Below are 17,120 nucleotides of genomic sequence, written 5' to 3'. Positions count from 1 at the left end.
GAAGGTGACCAAAGGGATCGATGTGGTCCCCGCATGACAGAGCCAGAGCGTTTGCCTGTCGATTCTTCACTTGGGAACCGACCAACTCATCATCGGACCGACGAGCCACTGGCGAAATGACGACTTTTTCAACACCATCGGTCGGAAGCTGACCTTATGGCCTTTGGATATGCCAGCCAAGGAACTGTTCAAGGTCATCGGCAGCCGCGTCTGCCTGCCCTCGAACATGCCCATCAGCATCGACCAGTCCGTGAGCGACAAGATCGTATACCGGCTCGCGTGGAAGCTGACCAAATCGGCGAGCCAAGTGCCCGAAACTAAGCAGCGCGCCTCCCCGAACGAGCGGGTCTGATGCTTGGGCCGCCGCGAACGAAACTTCGAGGGCCGGTGCCAGAGTGGACGAGTTCAGGGCTAGCCCGATAAGGCCTTTGGCAGCAGAAATCCCATCTCCGGTTTTCAGAAGCCTTAAAACGCCAGCCGGCGAAACCGATGCTTCTTCTATGTACTCCATCGCCAGCCCCTGATTTTCGTCCTTGCCGAAAGGTCCTCTACGGGTCGGAAGCTGACCTTACACGCTTCGCTGCCGACTACCTAAGCGCTTCATGGCTTCTTCAAATACGCGGATCTGGACAAGCTCACCAGAGTACACGTGCACTTTGGCCTCAGTTAGGACCAAAGCATCGGACGGACGCTCGCCGGCAAGGTAAAGCTCGAAGACCACGAGATCGTCCTGCCAGAGGGTACCTAGGGTCAGACTCTCACCGAGCAGGCGTGCGTACTGCTGAAGGCAGTGAATGGCCGTGCCCAGGGTGGCCGTGACGGCCACGGGAAGCGGCCATGGCAGCGGTCTGCCGGGGAATCCCCGCGCCTGCGCGTGGCGGCATTGCTCGCTGTCGAGACGCAGACGCGAGAGGGCGAGCACCGCCAGGGCGATGTCGCCGCGAGTGCTATGACGCAGGGTTTCGGGCGATGCCGCCGCCGTGGACGACGGGGCATGAGGCGGAGGAGTGAGGGTGTCGTCAGGGGGAACGGACGAGCGAATGCGTACCGTATGATCGCGGATAGCCATATCAACTCTCGATAAGTTGGTGATGGTTAGCGGGTCGTGGGTGTTAGTCGCACTCACGGCCCGCGCCTCATGACCTGGTAGTCATGGTCATCGGCGAGGCCGTGCAACACGACAGCGCGAATGACTGACTGACCCTAACAAGCAGGGTTGGTATCGTCTGTCAGGGATCAGCGAGATGGGTGTCCACTTGGGCGAGGTGGTGCGTGACGGCGCAACGCCGAGCGAATGTCGTCCAGAACGAGGGTCAAAGTGCACTTTCCTCATTTCCTTACCTTCGGAAGTCGCAAGTGCACTCAATAAAAGTGCACTCAGACCCGGGTTTCGGCCCTGCGGGCTAGACAATCAATCTTGCATCCACGGTTTGGATCGGTACCGGTCCCAGCCGTCCGGAAGGATGGTGACGATCGGGCCGTCCACTTGGCCGCGGGCGGCAACGCGCATCGCCGCTGCCACGTTGGTGCCAGACGATCCACCGACTAGAAGCCCCTCTTCACGCATCAAGCGTCGAGCCACGCTAAAACTCTCCTCATCGGAAATGCGTTCGACGCTATCGATGACATCGCGATGCAAGTTGGCGGGTGGCTCCGCTGCGCCGATTCCTTCGACGGCATACGATCCATCGGGACCCGGCGTTCCCGTTTCGACCCAATCTGCCAGAGCCGACCCGACAGGATCAGCCAGTATCACCGCGATGCCTTTGTGGTGGGCCTTGAGTCGCCTGCCGACACCGGAAATCGTGCCGCCTGTGCCCGCGCCCGCTACGAAGGCACCGATTCGCCCGCCCGTCTGGTCGATAATTTCTTTCGCCGTCGTCTCTTCGTGAATACGAACATTCGCGGGATTGCTGAACTGGTCTGCGAGAAACCAGCCGTTTTCGCGCGCAAGGCGTTGGGCGACATTGCGGAAATTATCGCTGCTCGATGGCGGCGCGTTGGGCGTGATGATTACGTTTGCGCCCAGAGTGGTCAGGGCACCGCGTTTGTCGTGGGACATCTTTTCAGGCATGACGCAAACAAGCCTGTAATCACGGGCCGCAGCCACCAGGGCGAGGCCGACACCGGTGTTGCCGGCCGTGGCTTCGATCAGCGTCATGCCCGGCCGCAACAGCCCGCGCGCTTCGGCGTCATCGACAATGGCCAGCGCAATACGATCCTTGATCGAACCACCCGGGTTCAGATGCTCGCACTTCACCCAGATCTCGCAGGGCAAATGACTTCCGACCCGGCTGAGCCGTACCAATGGGGTGCGGCCGATCTGCTTGAGGATATCTTGGCTCATCGTGTGATCCACTTGTCCAATGACAGACGAACGCCCGGCACTACCTCAACCACTCCTCGACACACGCCCACCGGCGCACTTCCAGACCGTATAGCCAATCATCACCGCAACGCCGGCGATGACGGCGGCCACCGCGCCGATTCTGGCGAGTTCCAGTGGTGCGAACGCCCATAGCGCGCACCATACGAGAAATGCCAGCGTCATCGCCCATCCGCCAACGCGCCCGATGGACTGCGCCAGGGTCGCGTGGTGAATGGTTCGCGGCGTGCCGGTCATCCGCTTTGGCATGAAGTTGCAGAAGGCTGCGAGGGCGAGGCCGATGATGACGTTGTTGCCACGCACGACTTGCTCTGCGTCGATCCACCCTTGCTTGCGGGCCAGGGTGAGCAACAGCGCACCGCCGATCATCACGGCTGCGAGCTTGAGTCCGAACAGGATTTCTTTTTTCGCGCGCTGAAGTTGGGAGTTCTCGCTCATTCGTCGGCTCCTTCTCGAGTGGGTTTGTGCTCGGCCACGCCAGCAGCACTTGCTGGCGTGGGCTCTGCGGCGCCGATGCCGAACAGCTGGGTGAAGCCCAGCAGCGCGTCCTCCAGTACCGACAACTTCAACTGGTAGGTGATGCTGGTGCCGATCTTGTTGGCCTCGACCAGGTCAGCCTCGCGCAGCACCGCAAAATGCGCCGACATGGTCGGTCGAGACACCGGGAAATGGTCCGATAGCTCCCCGGCGGTCATCGGACGCTGACGGAGCAATTCCAGCACCTTGCGGCGGGTGGGATCGGCGAGGGCCTTGAAGACGCTGTTCATTCGTAGATATTTAGCCAAATATCGAAATAGTGCAAGTGCTGGCATTCGGCCTATGTTTTACCCGGGTACTATTGATCCGGACAAATATACCCGGGTATATTTGCTCGCCGACGCGCACCGTCGCGTTCCCATCAGGAGTCAGCGACATGACGTCGCCCGAACAGCTCACGCGCTATCTGGAACCCACGCAAGATGCCGGCCGCGCCTTCGTCATGCGGCAGCTGGAAGGCCAGGTAGTGATGCTCAATCTTCTGCGTTTCCGCGAAGTCGCGGACTACGCCGCTACACCGGAACTGGCGCCGCCATCGCCGATTACCGGCAAGGCCGCCTTTCAGCGTTATATCGAGCACACCCTGYCCTATTTGCTCCAATCCGGAGGAAACATCGAGTTCCTCGGCAAGGGCGGTGACTTTCTCATTGGACCGCCGGACGAGCGCTGGGACATGGCCATGCTTATTCGGCAACGCAGCGTCGAATCCTTTCTGGCCTTTGCGACGCACGAGGCCTATTTGTCCGGCTTGGGACATCGCACGGCGGCTATCGAAGATTCGCGCTTGCTTCCGCTGTCCGACATGACGCCTCCGCCTTTGCAGGCCGAGGGATGAGCAGCGCCTCGGCGCTCACCACGAAATCATTGCACTGCGATGGGCCACGCCTCGTCAGCGTGGCAGCCGCTCAGTCGACGCGATGGCTCAACGCATAGTCGATCGCCGCGCGCACGGCCGCCACCTGCGCATCGTTGCATTGCTGCGGCGTGGCGCGCGGGCTGTCGGGATAGACCTCGGTAGTGGTCGCATAGCGCGCGTTGGTGATGCCTGCGCACAGGCTCCACTGCTTCACCGGAAACTTGATCACGCCCGGCATCAGCAACGGCGATCCGATGATCTCGCCGCGTGCATCGGCGTCGGCAATGTGCGTCACCTTGGCGACCGCTTCGATGACGAACTGCTGGAACTCGGGCTGAGGACGATCGGTGTCGTCGACCAGATAGAAACCGTCAGGCACTTCACCAGGCTCGAACGGCTTGCCATCGCGCGATGCCAACGCCGGGCGAAATTCCGACTCGTCCGAATCGGTGGTTTCGTGCAAATCGATATGCATCAGCGCGCGATCGCGCAGTGGCTCCAGCAGATCAACCAGCGCCGCCGATTCGCCGGCGGGGCTGTGCTTGCGGAAATTGCGATTGGGATCGAGCGCCTCGGGATTCCAGCGATGAATGCGCTCGTAGGCCCACGGACTCACACAAGGCACCACCAACAAATTCGCCCGAGCGGCATAGTCGCGACCATGCTGCTGCAGGAACTGCAGCGCGCCATGCACGCCGCTCGTCTCGTAGCCATGCACGCCGCCCGTGACCAGCAACACCGGCAGATCCTCACGCCAGTCACGGCTGCGTACAGCCAGCAGCGGATAGTGTTCGGAGCCGTAATCCAGCGCCCCGTACTCCACCACGTCGAACGTCTCGCGCAGGCGCTCGAGAACCCTCACCACATCATCCGCGTAACTGCGCTGCTTGCTCTGGCGTGCCAGCCACGCTGCACGTTCTGCCGCGCCCCAGGCCTGTCCGGGTGTACCGATGGGATAGAAATGCTGGGTGCTCATGCTGATGCCGTCGTGGTGGATGCGCCGCACTTTAGCATCACGGCACCCGCGTGAAATCCATGATCCAGTTGACCTCCCAGGTCTTGCCGTCGTCGGCCGAATAAGCCTGTTCCCAGTGCGCCGTGGTCGGTGTGATCCCGGACCACACGAAGCGCACGCGTATGGGTTTGCCGCGCAGCGTGTCGGTCGCGTAGAACGTGCCGACGCCGTGCTCGAAATGTCCCTTCACCGGCGGATCGAGTTGTCCGAACGGATCGCGTCCGTCCAGCCACCAGATGGCCCACTGCGCGGTCTTGGGATCATAGGAACGCAGGCCGACGCCGCGGTAGGTGCCCTTGGGCGTGTTGAACACGTTGTCGTCGACATTGGCATAGCCGTCCATCAGCGGGCGCATGCTGAGCGTGCCGTCGAACTCGTCCCAGTCATGACTGTTGGCGAGCTTTTCCTTGAGCTTGCGATGATGGCCGCGCCAATTGCCCACCAGAAAATCAAAATCGTGCAGGCCGGCGAGATTGGGTTTGGCCTGGCTGGCATTGGGCGTGTCCTGCTTGGCCTGCACGGGTAGGGCCGCAGCAGCAATGCAGGCCGCAAGCGCAGCGATCAACACAACGCGGAAACCATTCATAAGAGAGTCCTTCTGCCATGGTGGCCCGGTGCCCGTTCGATCTCCGCCTGGGCCGAATGCGGAGGGTTGTCAACGACGCTCAATCGAAGCGATCAGCGCACGTCACTCCCATTGGTTCGCGTTCTTGGGAAATCCTGGACGTTGCACGCGCACCACGCAGAAGCGCTGCCCCGTCGGCGCCTGCATCACCACCCAACGTTCGAGGCGATCCACCACGTGAGCGCCCAGCTTTTCCAGACGTGCCACTTCGGCGGGAATGTCATCGGTTTCGATGTCGAGGTGGACGCGGCTCTGGTGCGCCACGCGCTGGATCTGCACGATGGCTTCGTCAGGCGGCGTCTCCAGCATGCGGTAGTTGCCACGGCTGCCGGGATGACCAAGGTCGATCGGGCGCCCCAAGGCTTGCGCCCAGAACTGTGCCGCCTCGTCGACATCCGGCGTGTGGCAATCGATGAGCAAGGCACAAAGACGGGAGTAGTGCATAAGCGTCCTCCTCCATACGGTTCCAACGGCGTGCGAGGGTTCTGCCGGGTGGACGTGCATCGCTGAGGATAAAGCCCCGGCGGAACGCGATGACATAGCCAAAGGGCTTGGACAACCGGCAAAAATTGGACATGGACAGCGACTAGGCCTTTTGTCGGATGCCAGCGCGTACTCACTCTCCCACTAAACCCGGAGGCCCAGTATTTTCAGTGGCATAGCGTAACCGGAGCATGCGCTGCCGGGCAGTGATGGGGGCAAATCGCCGCGCCGACTGTGTCAGGGGTCACAAATTCCTACCCTGCTCATGTACACAAATGTCACGACACCGTGGACAATGTCCGGATCACCACTCCGGAGGGGAACCGGAACCATGACTCATAGCGATGCTGCGGGCCGTCCCGTGGCCCAACTGCTTGTTGTCACTCGTAGCCTCGTGGAGCTGACCGATCGCGCCGTTTCCGACAGCGAGCTGTCGCATGCGGCAGCCGACGTGCTGGTGTTTGCGGCACGCCAGGCGGCTCGACTGGTGGAAGACGTGGTGAGCCTGCGCTCGCGCGATCCCGATGGCGCGACGGCCTTCGTGCAGTGCTCCAGCAGCAGCGACCTGGACCGTGCCTATAGCGACCTGGAATGCCTGGCCGAAGCGGCCGGCATGATCCGCGCGCACGGCATCGGCTCGCAATACCGCGCACACCTGGCTTACCTGATGCGCTATGCCGCCGAGTCGGCCTGCAGCGCGCTGGAACGTGCGGAGCACTCGATGAATCTGGCCGACATCACCAGCCTCGCCAACACCTGGGCGATGGACGCGCACAACTGAGGCACGCGCCCTCGCCTCCCGCAGCAAGCGCGATTTAGTTCTTGCCGGCGGCTGCCGGCGGCGCGGCCTGCTCCAGCGGACCCACCGTGACATGACCGGACCAGCCATCGAAAACATTGATGGCCGCGGTGTCCACCATCTTCATCACCATCTGCACCGGCGGGCAGGCGCTCGCATCGGCGTTGGGCCTGGACGGATCGTTCATGCCTGCCATGCAGTACTTCGCCCCCTGATTGGTCAAGCGATTAAGCATGGCCATGCCATCGGCATAGCGGCGCTCGGCGCGCGGCCCGGCGGTGGCGTCGCCATACACCGGGCGCAGCTTGGCAAGCTCCTGCTCGGCCGCCTTGCGCTCCACGTCCGTCGCACTCTTCCAGGCCGTGTCGTGCGCCTGCTGGAAGTTGGAGTTTGGTCGCTCCGAGGCCAGCGCCAGCCAGGCCAGTCCCAAGGGCCGATTCACCGGCTGGTGATCGCCATTGAGCGCCATGATGCCCAGCACGTACTGCGCCGGCTTGCTGGCCCAGCTGGCCGCCGTGGTGAAGAAGCGCTGCGAGATCTCGTAATGCCCCAGGCCAAAGTTCTGCGAACCCAGGCAGTAGTAATAGTCGCCGGGCAGGAATTTCTCTTCGCCGGACACGCAGCGTGCGTTGGCCAGATCGGCGTCGGTGGGCGGCGTGTCCGTATCGGCGGTGCTCGCAGCACTGGTCTGCGCGCCGACCGGCGACGCCATGGATGCCATCAGCGCGACCAGCGTCATCGCCCAGATCTTGTTTTGCCATCCCTGCATGGTGCTGCCCTCGGTAGTGATGTGTCGTTCGACGAACGGCACATCGTAACGTTGCAGGGCATCCACGGGATGACGAAAAAGCGAAGTATTTTCTTGCGCTTACGCGGTGCCTCGGCGCATGAAGGCGCGGACGGCGGTGCCTCGTCGCGTGATGTCAGACATATGTTCCTAGGCACACATCCGCGCACCATCACGACGAGGCGCGCGCATTGTGGCGATCGCCGTCCTGCGCTTTCTTGCGTCCAATCGCATTTCAGATGTCATGTCCTCTGGCATCTGCCCCGCGTGACGAAGCACGCACTGGGAGTGCCACCAGCACCACAGCTGGTGCGGCCGCCAAGCTTGATCGTCACCCCGTGCGCCGACGCAAGCAGGCCTGCGCGGGCCCCACCACCTCTCGCCATCTGCGACAGCCCGGCCCGATCATGCGGGACATCCGTCGCCGCCTCGGCGAGAATGCATCCATGAGCGAGTCGCCCCATTGCCTGATGTGAGCCACACCCTCGAGCTGCCCCTGGAGAGCCCGATCCAGCCGGGCCTGATGGTCATCCATGGCAACCGCATGGAGGATCTGCGCGACCTGCTGACCGCGTGGCTGGCGCGCGCGCCGCTGCGCCCACTGGAAGACGAGCTGATGCTGGTGCAGAGCAACGGCATCGCGCAGTGGCTCAAGTGGGCGCTGGCGCGGCCGGCCGATGCTGGCGGGCTGGGCATCAGCGCCGCCATCGACGTGCAACTGCCCGGCCGCTTCCTGTGGGCCGCCTATCGCAGCGTGCTGGGGCGCGACGCGGTCGCCACCACCTCGCCGTTCGACAAATCACGGCTGAGCTGGCGCCTGCTGCGCCTGCTGCCCGCGCACCTGCACGAAGCCGACTTCGCGCCGCTGCGCGATTTTCTCCGCGACGACCCGGACGAACGCAAGCGCTACCAGCTGGCCGAGCGCGTGGCCGACCTGTTCGATCAGTACCAGGTGTATCGCGCGGACTGGCTCACCGACTGGGAGCACGGCCGCTACGAACTGCGCGACGAGCTGCGCGGCAAGCACACGCCGCTGCCCGCCGATCAGCGCTGGCAGGCGCGGCTGTGGCAGCTGCTGCTCGATGACGTCGGCGATGAGCGCCACAACCATCGCGCCGCCGTGCATCAGGCCTTTATCGAACGCATCGCCGGCATGACGACCCGCCCCGCCACGCTGCCGCGACGCATCGTGGTGTTCGGCATCTCCTCGCTGCCGCAGCAGACGCTGGAAGCGCTCACCGCGTTATCGCGCCACTGCCAGGTCATGCTGCTGGTGGCCAATCCCTGCCGGCACTACTGGGCCGACATCATCGAGGATCGCGAGCTGCTCAAGGCCAGCCAGCGTCGCCACGGCCTCAAGCCCGGCCTGCCGGATGAACCGCGCTTCGAAGATCTCCACCTGCACGCCAACCCGTTGCTGGCGGCGTGGGGCCGGCAAGGGCGCGATTACATCCGCCTGCTGGACGCGTTCGATCGCCCCGAGGGCTATCGCAACCAGTTCGCCGCGTGGAACCGCAGCATCGACCTGTTCGCCGATACCGACGGCAGCACGCTGTTGCGCCAGATGCAGCAAGCGATTCTGGATCTCGATCCGCTGCCGGCCGATGCAGCGCAACGCAAGCCATGGCGGCACGACGACATGTCGCTGCGCTTCCACATCGCGCATAACCCGCAGCGCGAAGTGGAGATCCTGCACGACCAGCTGCTGGCGATGTTCGAAGACGCAGCGCGACGCGGCGAGCCACTGTCACCGCGCGACGTGATCGTGATGGTGCCGGATATCCAGACCTATGCGCCGCATGTGCAGGCCGTGTTCGGCCGCCTGCCGGCCGACGATGCGCGCTATCTGCCGTTCTCCGTTGCCGACCAGCCGTCGCGTGGCGCCGTGCCGTTGATGGTGGCGCTGGAACATTTGCTGTCGCTGCCCGAATCGCGTTTTACCGTCAGCGATTTGCTCGACCTGCTCGACGTCCCCGCACTGCGTGCACGCTTCGACATCGACGACAACGGACTCCCCACGTTGCGCCGCTGGATCGAAGGCGCGGGCATACGCTGGGGGCTGGATCGCGAACAAAAGCAGAGTCTCGAACTGCCTGGCGTGGAGCAGAACACCTGGCGCTTCGGCCTGCGCCGCATGCTGCTCGGTTACGCCGTCGGTGAAGGCGATACGTGGCACGGCATTGCGCCGTATGGCGAGGTGGGCGGTCTCGATGCCGCGCTGATCGGCCCGCTCACACTGCTGCTCGATCAGCTCGAGCGCTGCTGGGCGCGCATGCGCGAACCGGCGACGCCGGGCCAGTGGCACCAGTGCCTGCAGCAGTTGCTGATCGATTTCTTCGATGCGGACGATCCCTCCGACAGCGACCGGCTCACGCGCTTGAACGATGCGCTGGACGAATGGCGACAGGCCTGCGAGGACGCACAATTCAGCCTTCCGCTGCCACTGAACATCGTGCGCGAGCATTGGCTGGCATCGATGGACGAAAGCCGCCTCTCGCAACGTTTCATGGGCGGCGCGGTGAGCTTCTGCACGCTGATGCCGATGCGCGCGATCCCGTTCCGCGTGGTGTGCCTGCTCGGCATGAACGATGGCGACTATCCCCGACGCCAGGCGCCCGCCGATTTCGATCTGATGGCCCAACCCGGCCATGCGCGTCCGGGCGATCGTTCGCGACGCGAAGACGATCGCTATCTGTTCCTCGAGGCGCTGGCCTCCGCGCGCGACGCGCTTTACGTCAGCTGGGTGGGGCGCAACGTGCGCGACAACAGCGTGCTGCCGCCATCCGTCCTGGTCGGCCAGCTGCGCGACTACGTGGCCGCCGGTTGGTGTGGCGACGGCGATGACGCCAGCGATGATCACGCTGGCGAGCGCCTGCTCGAAGCCATGACCACGATTCATCCGCTGCAGCCCTTCAGCCGTCGTTATTTCAGCGCCGACGCGGATGCGCGCCTGTTCACCTATGCACGCGAATGGCGCCAGGCTCATCGTGGTCACGACGAGGCGATCCATGCAGCGCTCGCCCCCTGGCAGCCGGATGCCGCCATCAGCATCGGTTTGTTGCAGAGTTTCGTGGCGCGCCCCGTTCGCCACTTCTTCAATCACCGCCTGAAAGTGCACTTCGCCGTGCGCGACGAAGAAACGATGGACGATGAGCCGTTCGGCCTGGATGCGCTGGAACGCCATGTTGCGATGACCAGCGTGCTGCGCAGTGCGATGGCGGCTTCCGACGTGCGCGCCGCCGTCGACGTCGCCACCAGGCAACTGGTGGATCAGGGCGACCTGCCGCCGGGCGGCTTCGGCGAGTTGGCGCGCGACGCGCTCACGCGCGAAAGCGGCGATCTCGCGTCGCGCTGGCTGGCTGCCTGCGAGCAATGGCCGCTGGTGGACGAAAAGATCGAGGTGCTGCACGAGGCGCATGGCGTGCGACTCGAAGACTGGCTGTCGGATCTGCGACAAGACGGGCATGGCGGCTACACGCGACTGGAGCTGGTGACCGGCAAATTGCTGCAGAAAGGCGACATCCGCTACGACAAGACCATTTCCGCCTGGGTGATCCATGTGGTGGCGCACGCGCTCGGCCTGCGCCTGCACACCCGCATCATCGGCGTGGACGCCACGCTGTTGATGCGGCCGCTCGCTGCCGACGATGCCGTGATGTGCCTCAACGCCCTGCTCTCGTGTCTGCGCGAAGGCATGCGCATGCCGTTGCCGGTGGCGCGCAAGACGGCGTTTGCCTGGCTGCAGAACGGCAGCGATCCCGAAAAGGCGCGCAAGTTGGCCCAGCTTGCCTATGAAGGCAGCGGATTTGGCGGCGTTGGCGAAGTGCAGGAAGACCCCTATCTCGCGCGCGCATGGCCACGCTACGACGCGCTGGAGGCCGGTGGCTTCCACCACTGGCTCGCTCTCTACCAGCCGATGATCGCGGCCATCACCAACGGCGCGGACGCATGACCACGACCGCGCCACTCCAACCATTGCAATTGCCCCTGCACGGCATCCAGCTGATCGAAGCCAGTGCCGGCACCGGCAAGACCTGGACCATCGCCGCGCTCTATCTGCGGCTGGTGTTGGGCCATGGCACGCCCGAAGGCAAGACCTTGCTGCCGGCGCAGATCCTGGTGCTGACCTTCACCAAGGCCGCCACCGCCGAGCTGCGCGAACGCATACGCGAGCGCCTGGGCGAAGCGGCCGAAGCGTTTCGCGGGCGCCGCGAACCCGACGACTTCCTGCGCGACTTGATGGCCGTCTATGCCGATGGTGATGAGCGCGCCCGCGCCGCCCGCCAGCTCGACCTGGCGGCGCAATGGATGGACGAATCGGCCATCCATACCATCCACGCGTGGTGCCAGCGCATGCTGGGACAGCACGCCTTTGATAGCGGCCATGCCTTCGAGCAGGACACGGACACCGACGAAAGCGCTTTGCTCGCCGACATCGTGCGCGACTACTGGCGCTGCCATTTCTTTCCACTGGATCGTGCCGGCGCCGCGCTGGTGTCGCGCTGGTGGAAAGCGCCTGCCGATCTCCAGACCGACCTGCGTCCGCTGCTGCGCCAGCCGCCTGAAAGCTTGCGCCTCGATGGCAAGCCCTTGCCCGATCCCGCGCATGTGCTCGACGCGTTCCGCAAGCATGCAGGCGACGTGGTCGCCGCCGAGTCGCGTGCACGCGAATGCTGGCTGGCTGCCGCGGATGACATCGAAGCGATGTTCGTGCGCGCACTCGATGCCGGCGCACTGAATGGCAACAAGATGCGCCGCGACAAGGTGATCGACGAGCTTGCCCTGCTGCGGTCCTGGGCGAGCGGCGGCGCGGATGCCTCGGCCACTCTGCCACGCTACACGCAGTCCGCGCTTGTCGCGGCGAAGAACAAGAACGCCGACGCGCTGCGCCACGCCGCCTTCGATGCCATCGAAGCGTGCGTGGAAACGCTGGGATTGGTGGCGCCATGGCGCGCCCCGGTGCTGGCGCACGCCACGCGCTGGGTCGCGGCCAAGCTGGAGGAAACCAAGCAGCGCCGCGCACAGCTGGGCTTCGACGACATGCTCAAGCGACTCGACAGCGCACTGCACGGCCATACCGGCAAACGCCTGGCGGACACGATTGCCACGCAGTATCCGATGGCCTTGATCGATGAGTTCCAGGACACCGATCCGCTGCAGTGGCGCATCTTTCATCGCGTGTATGCGCGCCGCGACACCACCGGACTGCTGCTGATCGGCGATCCCAAGCAGGCCATCTACGGCTTCCGTGGTGCGGATATCCACACCTATCTGCGTGCGCGCGGCAGCGCCCAGCAGCCGATGTGGACGCTGGGCACCAATTACCGTTCCACCGAGCCGCTGGTGCGCGCCGTGAACCGCGTGTTCGAGTTCGCCGATGACCACGAGGACGGCGCGTTCGCCTTCGGCCGTGGCCGCGATGCCTTGCCATTTCTTCCGGTGGGTGCTCGCGGTCGCAGCGATAGTCTGATGCTGGACGACCAACCGTTGCCGCCGATGCAGCTCGCAGTGCAGCCCGGCGATGATGCCCTCAGTGGCTCGGCCTATACCGATGTGATGGCCCGCCACGCCGCGAGCTATCTGGTGGATTTGCTCGCCGCTGCACAGGAAGGCCGCTGCGGTTTTCGCAATGCCGATGGCGGTTTCCGTCCGCTGCAACCGGGCGACATCGCCATCCTGGTGCGCCGCGGCTCCGAAGCGGCCAAGGTGCGCCAGGAGATGCAGCGGCGTGGGCTCAAGAGCGTGTATCTATCCGACCGCGACTCGGTCTATGCCTCACCCGAGGCCGCCGATCTGCTGCGCTGGCTGCGTGCCTGCGCGGAACCAGGCTCCGATCGCGCCATGCGCGCCGCGCTGGCCACGCCGACGCTGGGCCAGAGCGACGAAGAGCTCGATCGCCTCAACCTGGACGAGCAGCACTGGGAAGCCTGCGGCGATCGTTTCCGCCAATTGCACGCTACCTGGCAACGCCACGGCGTACTGGCGATGCTGCATGACCTGCTGCATGCCTTCGACCTGCCAGCGCGCCTCCTCGCGCGTCCCGACGGCGAACGCGCGCTGACCAACCTGCTGCATCTCGCGGAACTGCTGCAGCATGCCGCAGCGACGCTGGATGGCGAGCATGCGCTGATTCGCTATCTCGCGGCACAGATGGCGACTGCGAGCGATCCGCAGTCGGAGACCGCCGACGAACAAATCGTGCGCCTCGAAAGCGAGGCTGCGCTGATCAAGGTGGTGACCATCCACAAATCCAAGGGCCTGGAATATCCCCTGGTCTTGCTGCCTTTCATTTGTTCCGCGCGCGAGCTGAAGGCCGACGACAGTTTCACCTGGCACGACGACGCCGGCGAACGGCGCATGGACCTGCGCGCCAGCGACGATGCACTCAAGCTGGCCGATCGCGAGCGTCTGCAGGAAGACCTGCGCCTGCTCTATGTCGCCCTCACCCGCGCGCAGTACGCCTGCTGGATGGGCGTGGCCTGTACGCGTTCGGGCAACAGCAAGGCGTCGACCTTGCATCAAGCCGCGTTCGGCTATGTGCTGGCTGGTGGCGCAAAGATCGAACCCGCCGATCTGATGGCGCGCCTGCAGGCACTGCAGGGCACGGAAGGCGACGTGGAGATACGCGTGCTCGGCAACTCTGGCACGCACCCGCTGCCCGCCACGCAGGACGACGTCCTGCCGCTGTGGGAAGCGCGCGTCTATGAGGGCGCCCCGGTCGAGCGCTGGCGCGTGGCCAGTTATAGCGGATTGAAGTACGCCGAAAGCGAAGAGACGCGCGCGCCCGTACCCGAGACCGCATCGCAGGACACGCTGATCGAAGCCAGCGCCGAACTGCTCGAGCTCCCGGCAACGCCTTCCCTCGCGGCGCAAGGCATCCATGCATTCCATGCCGGCGCCGAAGCCGGCACTTTCCTGCACGACCTGCTGGAATGGGCGGCCGATGAAGGCTTTGCCGAAGCAGCCGACGATCTCCCGGCCCTGGAAAAGGAAATCGCACGACGCTGCCAACGTCGCGGCTGGCAGGCGCATATCCCCATGCTCACGACATGGATGGCCGGGCTGCTGCGCACGCCCCTGGCGTTGCCCGACGGCAGCCACGCTTCGCTATCGCAGATGACCAGCCACTATGCCGAACTGGAATTCTGGTTCGAGGCGACGCACGTCGACACGCTCGCGCTGGATCGTCTGGTCACGGCCCACACGCTGGACGCCCGCCCTCGCCTGAGCCTGCTGGCCGATCGCATCAACGGCCTGCTCAAGGGGTTTATCGACCTGGTGGTGGAGCAGCAGGGTCGCTACTACGTGATCGACTACAAATCCAACAAGCTCGGTAGCGACGCCAGCGCGTACACCGCTGAAGCCATGCGCGATTCGATCCTGCGCGAGCGCTACGACCTGCAGTACGCCTTGTACACATTGGCCCTGCATCGACAACTGCGCGCGCGGCTGCCCGGCTACGACTACGAGCGCCATATGGGCGGCGTGGCCTATCTCTATCTTCGCGGCGTGGATGGCGCCGGGCACGGCGTCCACGTAGAGCGATTGCCGAAGGCCTTGATCGATGCCCTGGATCGCTTGTTCGCCAGCGGGGAGCACGCCCATGCCGCATGACGCGTCCCTGCCCGCCATGGAGCTGGCCATCGAGCGAGGATGGCTGCGCCCACTGGATGTAGCCTTCGCGAGTTTTCTCGCTGCGCAGGATCCGCAGGCGCCCGCTGCCCTGCCACTGCTCGGCGCTCTGGTGAGCCGGCAACAGGCCGATGGCCATCTGTGTCTGGATCTGTCGGCGTGGGCGTCGCTCGCCGATGACGCCGGCTGGCCTGATGCATGGCGTACGGTGCTGGCTGAGCTTGCAGCGGCATCGCCCGCGCTGGGGATCTCCGCCCTGATCGCTTCATCGGACGATGCCGCACCGTCTGCCTCACCCCTGGTGCTCGATGGCAGCCGCGTCTACCTGCGTCGCTACTGGAATCACGAACAGCGCGTCGCCGAGGCGATCGGCCAGCGGCTCGCCCGCGTGCATGACACGCCACCCTTGCTGGCCAGCCAGCTCGCGCGCCTGTTCCCCACCGCCGCCACCGACACGCCGGACTGGCAACGCGTCGCCTGTGCACTCGCCGCGCGTGGCGCCTTTACCGTGATCACCGGTGGCCCTGGCACGGGCAAGACCACTACCGTCGTGCGTCTGCTGGGTCTGCTGCAGACGCTGCATCGCAAGGACACTGGCCGCTCGCTGCGCATCCGTCTGGCCGCTCCCACCGGCAAGGCCGCCGCGCGATTGCAGTCATCCATCAGCACGCAGATCGCTCAGCTGGATGTCGACAGCGACGTTCGCGCCAGCATTCCCAGCCAGGTGGATACGCTGCATCGGCTGCTTGGCGCGCGCCCGGATACGCGACGCTTCCGTCACGACCGCAGTCATCCGCTCCACCTGGACGTGTTGGTGATCGACGAAGCGTCGATGATCGACCTGGAGATGATGTCCGCTGTACTCGCCGCCCTGCCCGACGAGGCGCGCCTCGTGCTGCTAGGCGACAAGGACCAGCTTTCATCGGTGGAGGCCGGCGCAGTCCTTGGCGATCTGTGCCGACGCGCGGACCTTGGCCACTACAGCGCAGCCACGGCGCAATGGCTGCGCGAGACCACCGGCGACGGCATCGAAGCCTGGGTGCGCGACGACGCACGCGCGCTCGACCAGCATGTCGCCATGCTTCGCCATAGCCATCGCTTCGGTGCTGACAGTGGTATCGGCAGCCTCGCCCAACAAGTCAACGAAGGCCATGCCGCGCGCGTGCATACGCTGCTTGCCGGACAGCACACGGATATCGCATGGATCGATGCGGCGGCCGATGCGCGCTCGCTCGCCGAGCTGGTGCTCAATGGTGGTGAGGCGCAGTTCCTGGCGCAGCGGAATGATCAACAACCACAAGGCTATCGCCACTACCTCCAGTGGATGCATCGCGAACGGCCGTCGCCTATTGCCGACCCAGCCGCTTACGATGCATGGGCCCGTGGCGTGCTGCGCGCCTTCGGCAGCTTTCAGCTGTTGTGCGCGCTACGCCATGGACCGTTTGGCACCGAAGGGCTCAATCGCCAGATTGTCCAGTTGCTGCATCAGCAGCAGCTGATCGACAGCAGCCACGAGTGGTACGAGGGTCGGCCCGTACTGATGACACGCAACGACTACAGCCTGGGCCTGATGAATGGCGACGTGGGCATTGCCCTGCGTGTTCCCGATGAACATGGCGTACTGCATCTGCGCGTTGCCTTCGAAGTGGCCGGTGCGGCGGACGACGGCAGTACCCGCCTTCGCTTTGTACTGCCGTCGCGTCTGGGCGAACGGGAAACCGTCTATGCCATGACGGTGCACAAGTCGCAGGGGTCGGAGTTCGAGCATGCGGCCTTGGTACTGCCGGCCGAAGCCAGCGCCGTGCTGACGCGCGAACTGCTCTATACCGGCATCACGCGTGCACGCCGCCGGTTCAGCCTGCTCGCACCCGCTGCCATCGTTCGCCAGGCGGTGGAGCAACCGGTGCACCGCCATTCCGGCTTGCACCTGCGCTGGTCGGGCGCCGAACCGTCCGCCACATGAAGCAAGGCCGCCCTGCGGCGGCCTTGTTCGATCCCAA

Annotated in this window: 14 protein-coding genes; 6 read left to right on the top strand and 8 right to left on the bottom strand. The window is 64.6% G+C overall.

Translation table 11 applies throughout. The features are described 5' to 3' along the window. The first annotated feature begins 70 nt into the window (after positions 1–70). Positions 71–352: a hypothetical protein gene (locus AC1DE1_RS14850; protein ID WP_477179126.1), complete on the top strand. Its 282-nt coding sequence runs from the start codon at positions 71–73 to the stop codon at positions 350–352. A gap of 216 nt (positions 353–568) precedes the next feature. On the opposite strand, the gene AC1DE1_RS14845 is transcribed toward AC1DE1_RS14850, so the two are convergent. From AC1DE1_RS14845 to AC1DE1_RS14830, 4 genes are all read right to left on the bottom strand, one after another. Continuing rightward, complete coding sequence (locus AC1DE1_RS14845; protein ID WP_477176403.1) at positions 569–1,069, bottom strand: hypothetical protein; 501 nt, start codon at positions 1,067–1,069, stop codon at positions 569–571. A 342-nt stretch (positions 1,070–1,411) separates the two neighbouring features. Continuing rightward, positions 1,412–2,347, bottom strand: coding sequence for a PLP-dependent cysteine synthase family protein (locus AC1DE1_RS14840; RefSeq protein WP_477176402.1), 936 nt, complete (start codon positions 2,345–2,347; stop codon positions 1,412–1,414). A 45-nt stretch (positions 2,348–2,392) separates the two neighbouring features. Further along, positions 2,393–2,824, bottom strand: a complete 432-nt coding sequence (locus AC1DE1_RS14835; protein ID WP_477176401.1) for a hypothetical protein — start codon at positions 2,822–2,824, stop codon at positions 2,393–2,395. Further along, positions 2,821–3,153 carry an autorepressor SdpR family transcription factor gene (locus AC1DE1_RS14830; RefSeq protein ID WP_477176400.1) on the bottom strand — a complete coding sequence of 111 codons (333 nt, stop codon included), beginning with the start codon at positions 3,151–3,153 and terminating at the stop codon, positions 2,821–2,823. Before AC1DE1_RS14830 ends, AC1DE1_RS14835 begins: the two co-directional genes overlap by 4 nt. Before the next feature lie 146 nt (positions 3,154–3,299). On the opposite strand from AC1DE1_RS14830, the gene AC1DE1_RS14825 reads away from it, so the two are divergent. Then, positions 3,300–3,758, top strand: a complete 459-nt coding sequence (locus AC1DE1_RS14825; RefSeq protein WP_477179125.1) for a DUF1330 domain-containing protein — start codon at positions 3,300–3,302, stop codon at positions 3,756–3,758. Between the two features lie 70 nt (positions 3,759–3,828). On the opposite strand, the gene AC1DE1_RS14820 is transcribed toward AC1DE1_RS14825, so the two are convergent. The 3 genes from AC1DE1_RS14820 to AC1DE1_RS14810 all read right to left on the bottom strand — a co-directional run bounded on the left by AC1DE1_RS14820 (position 3,829) and on the right by AC1DE1_RS14810 (position 5,863). Next, entirely contained in the window at positions 3,829–4,755 is a 927-nt protein-coding gene (locus tag AC1DE1_RS14820; protein WP_477176398.1) for a M14 family metallopeptidase, read from the bottom strand. 37 nt (positions 4,756–4,792) lie between these two features. Further along, positions 4,793–5,380, bottom strand: a complete 588-nt coding sequence (locus AC1DE1_RS14815) for a hypothetical protein (protein ID WP_441603598.1) — start codon at positions 5,378–5,380, stop codon at positions 4,793–4,795. A gap of 102 nt (positions 5,381–5,482) precedes the next feature. Beyond that, positions 5,483–5,863 carry a VOC family protein gene (locus AC1DE1_RS14810; protein ID WP_477176397.1) on the bottom strand — a complete coding sequence of 127 codons (381 nt, stop codon included), beginning with the start codon at positions 5,861–5,863 and terminating at the stop codon, positions 5,483–5,485. A 370-nt stretch (positions 5,864–6,233) separates the two neighbouring features. On the opposite strand from AC1DE1_RS14810, the gene AC1DE1_RS14805 reads away from it, so the two are divergent. Beyond that, positions 6,234–6,683: a hypothetical protein gene (locus tag AC1DE1_RS14805; RefSeq protein ID WP_441603596.1), complete on the top strand. Its 450-nt coding sequence runs from the start codon at positions 6,234–6,236 to the stop codon at positions 6,681–6,683. Positions 6,684–6,717: 34 nt separating this feature from the next. Here the strand turns inward: AC1DE1_RS14805 and AC1DE1_RS14800 are convergent, their stop codons facing one another. Next, positions 6,718–7,536 (bottom strand): hypothetical protein, encoded by an 819-nt coding sequence (locus AC1DE1_RS14800; protein ID WP_477176396.1) that lies wholly within the window; start codon positions 7,534–7,536, stop codon positions 6,718–6,720. 424 nt (positions 7,537–7,960) lie between these two features. Here AC1DE1_RS14800 and recC point away from each other — a divergent pair, with 424 nt between their 5' ends. From recC to recD, 3 genes are read left to right on the top strand one after another with little or no spacing between them, the layout of a single operon-like run. Further along, positions 7,961–11,440 carry an exodeoxyribonuclease V subunit gamma gene (gene recC / locus AC1DE1_RS14795; protein WP_477176395.1) on the top strand — a complete coding sequence of 1,160 codons (3,480 nt, stop codon included), beginning with the start codon at positions 7,961–7,963 and terminating at the stop codon, positions 11,438–11,440. Beyond that, positions 11,437–15,102: an exodeoxyribonuclease V subunit beta gene (gene recB, locus AC1DE1_RS14790; RefSeq protein WP_477176394.1), complete on the top strand. Its 3,666-nt coding sequence runs from the start codon at positions 11,437–11,439 to the stop codon at positions 15,100–15,102. Before recC ends, recB begins: the two co-directional genes overlap by 4 nt. Further along, positions 15,092–17,083 carry an exodeoxyribonuclease V subunit alpha gene (gene recD, locus AC1DE1_RS14785; protein ID WP_477179124.1) on the top strand — a complete coding sequence of 664 codons (1,992 nt, stop codon included), beginning with the start codon at positions 15,092–15,094 and terminating at the stop codon, positions 17,081–17,083. Before recB ends, recD begins: the two co-directional genes overlap by 11 nt. Positions 17,084–17,120 lie beyond the last annotated feature (37 nt).

The organism is Dyella sp. 05T440 (assembly GCF_056395965.1).
The sequence above is the reverse complement of the archived record's forward strand: the minus strand, read 5'-3'. Positions and strand labels throughout refer to the sequence as shown.

What these genes read in the sequence shown, in the direction of transcription:
- AC1DE1_RS14845 (WP_477176403.1), bottom strand. Translation starts at nt 1,069, where the DNA reads ATGGCTATCCGCGATCATACGGTACGCATTCGCTCGTCCGTTCCCCCT.
- AC1DE1_RS14840 (WP_477176402.1), bottom strand. Translation starts at nt 2,347, where the DNA reads ATGAGCCAAGATATCCTCAAGCAGATCGGCCGCACCCCATTGGTACGG.
- AC1DE1_RS14835 (WP_477176401.1), bottom strand. Translation starts at nt 2,824, where the DNA reads ATGAGCGAGAACTCCCAACTTCAGCGCGCGAAAAAAGAAATCCTGTTC.
- AC1DE1_RS14830 (WP_477176400.1), bottom strand. Translation starts at nt 3,153, where the DNA reads ATGAACAGCGTCTTCAAGGCCCTCGCCGATCCCACCCGCCGCAAGGTG.
- AC1DE1_RS14820 (WP_477176398.1), bottom strand. Translation starts at nt 4,755, where the DNA reads ATGAGCACCCAGCATTTCTATCCCATCGGTACACCCGGACAGGCCTGG.
- AC1DE1_RS14815 (WP_441603598.1), bottom strand. Translation starts at nt 5,380, where the DNA reads ATGAATGGTTTCCGCGTTGTGTTGATCGCTGCGCTTGCGGCCTGCATT.
- AC1DE1_RS14810 (WP_477176397.1), bottom strand. Translation starts at nt 5,863, where the DNA reads ATGCACTACTCCCGTCTTTGTGCCTTGCTCATCGATTGCCACACGCCG.
- AC1DE1_RS14805 (WP_441603596.1), top strand. Translation starts at nt 6,234, where the DNA reads ATGACTCATAGCGATGCTGCGGGCCGTCCCGTGGCCCAACTGCTTGTT.
- recB (WP_477176394.1), top strand. Translation starts at nt 11,437, where the DNA reads ATGACCACGACCGCGCCACTCCAACCATTGCAATTGCCCCTGCACGGC.
- recD (WP_477179124.1), top strand. Translation starts at nt 15,092, where the DNA reads ATGCCGCATGACGCGTCCCTGCCCGCCATGGAGCTGGCCATCGAGCGA.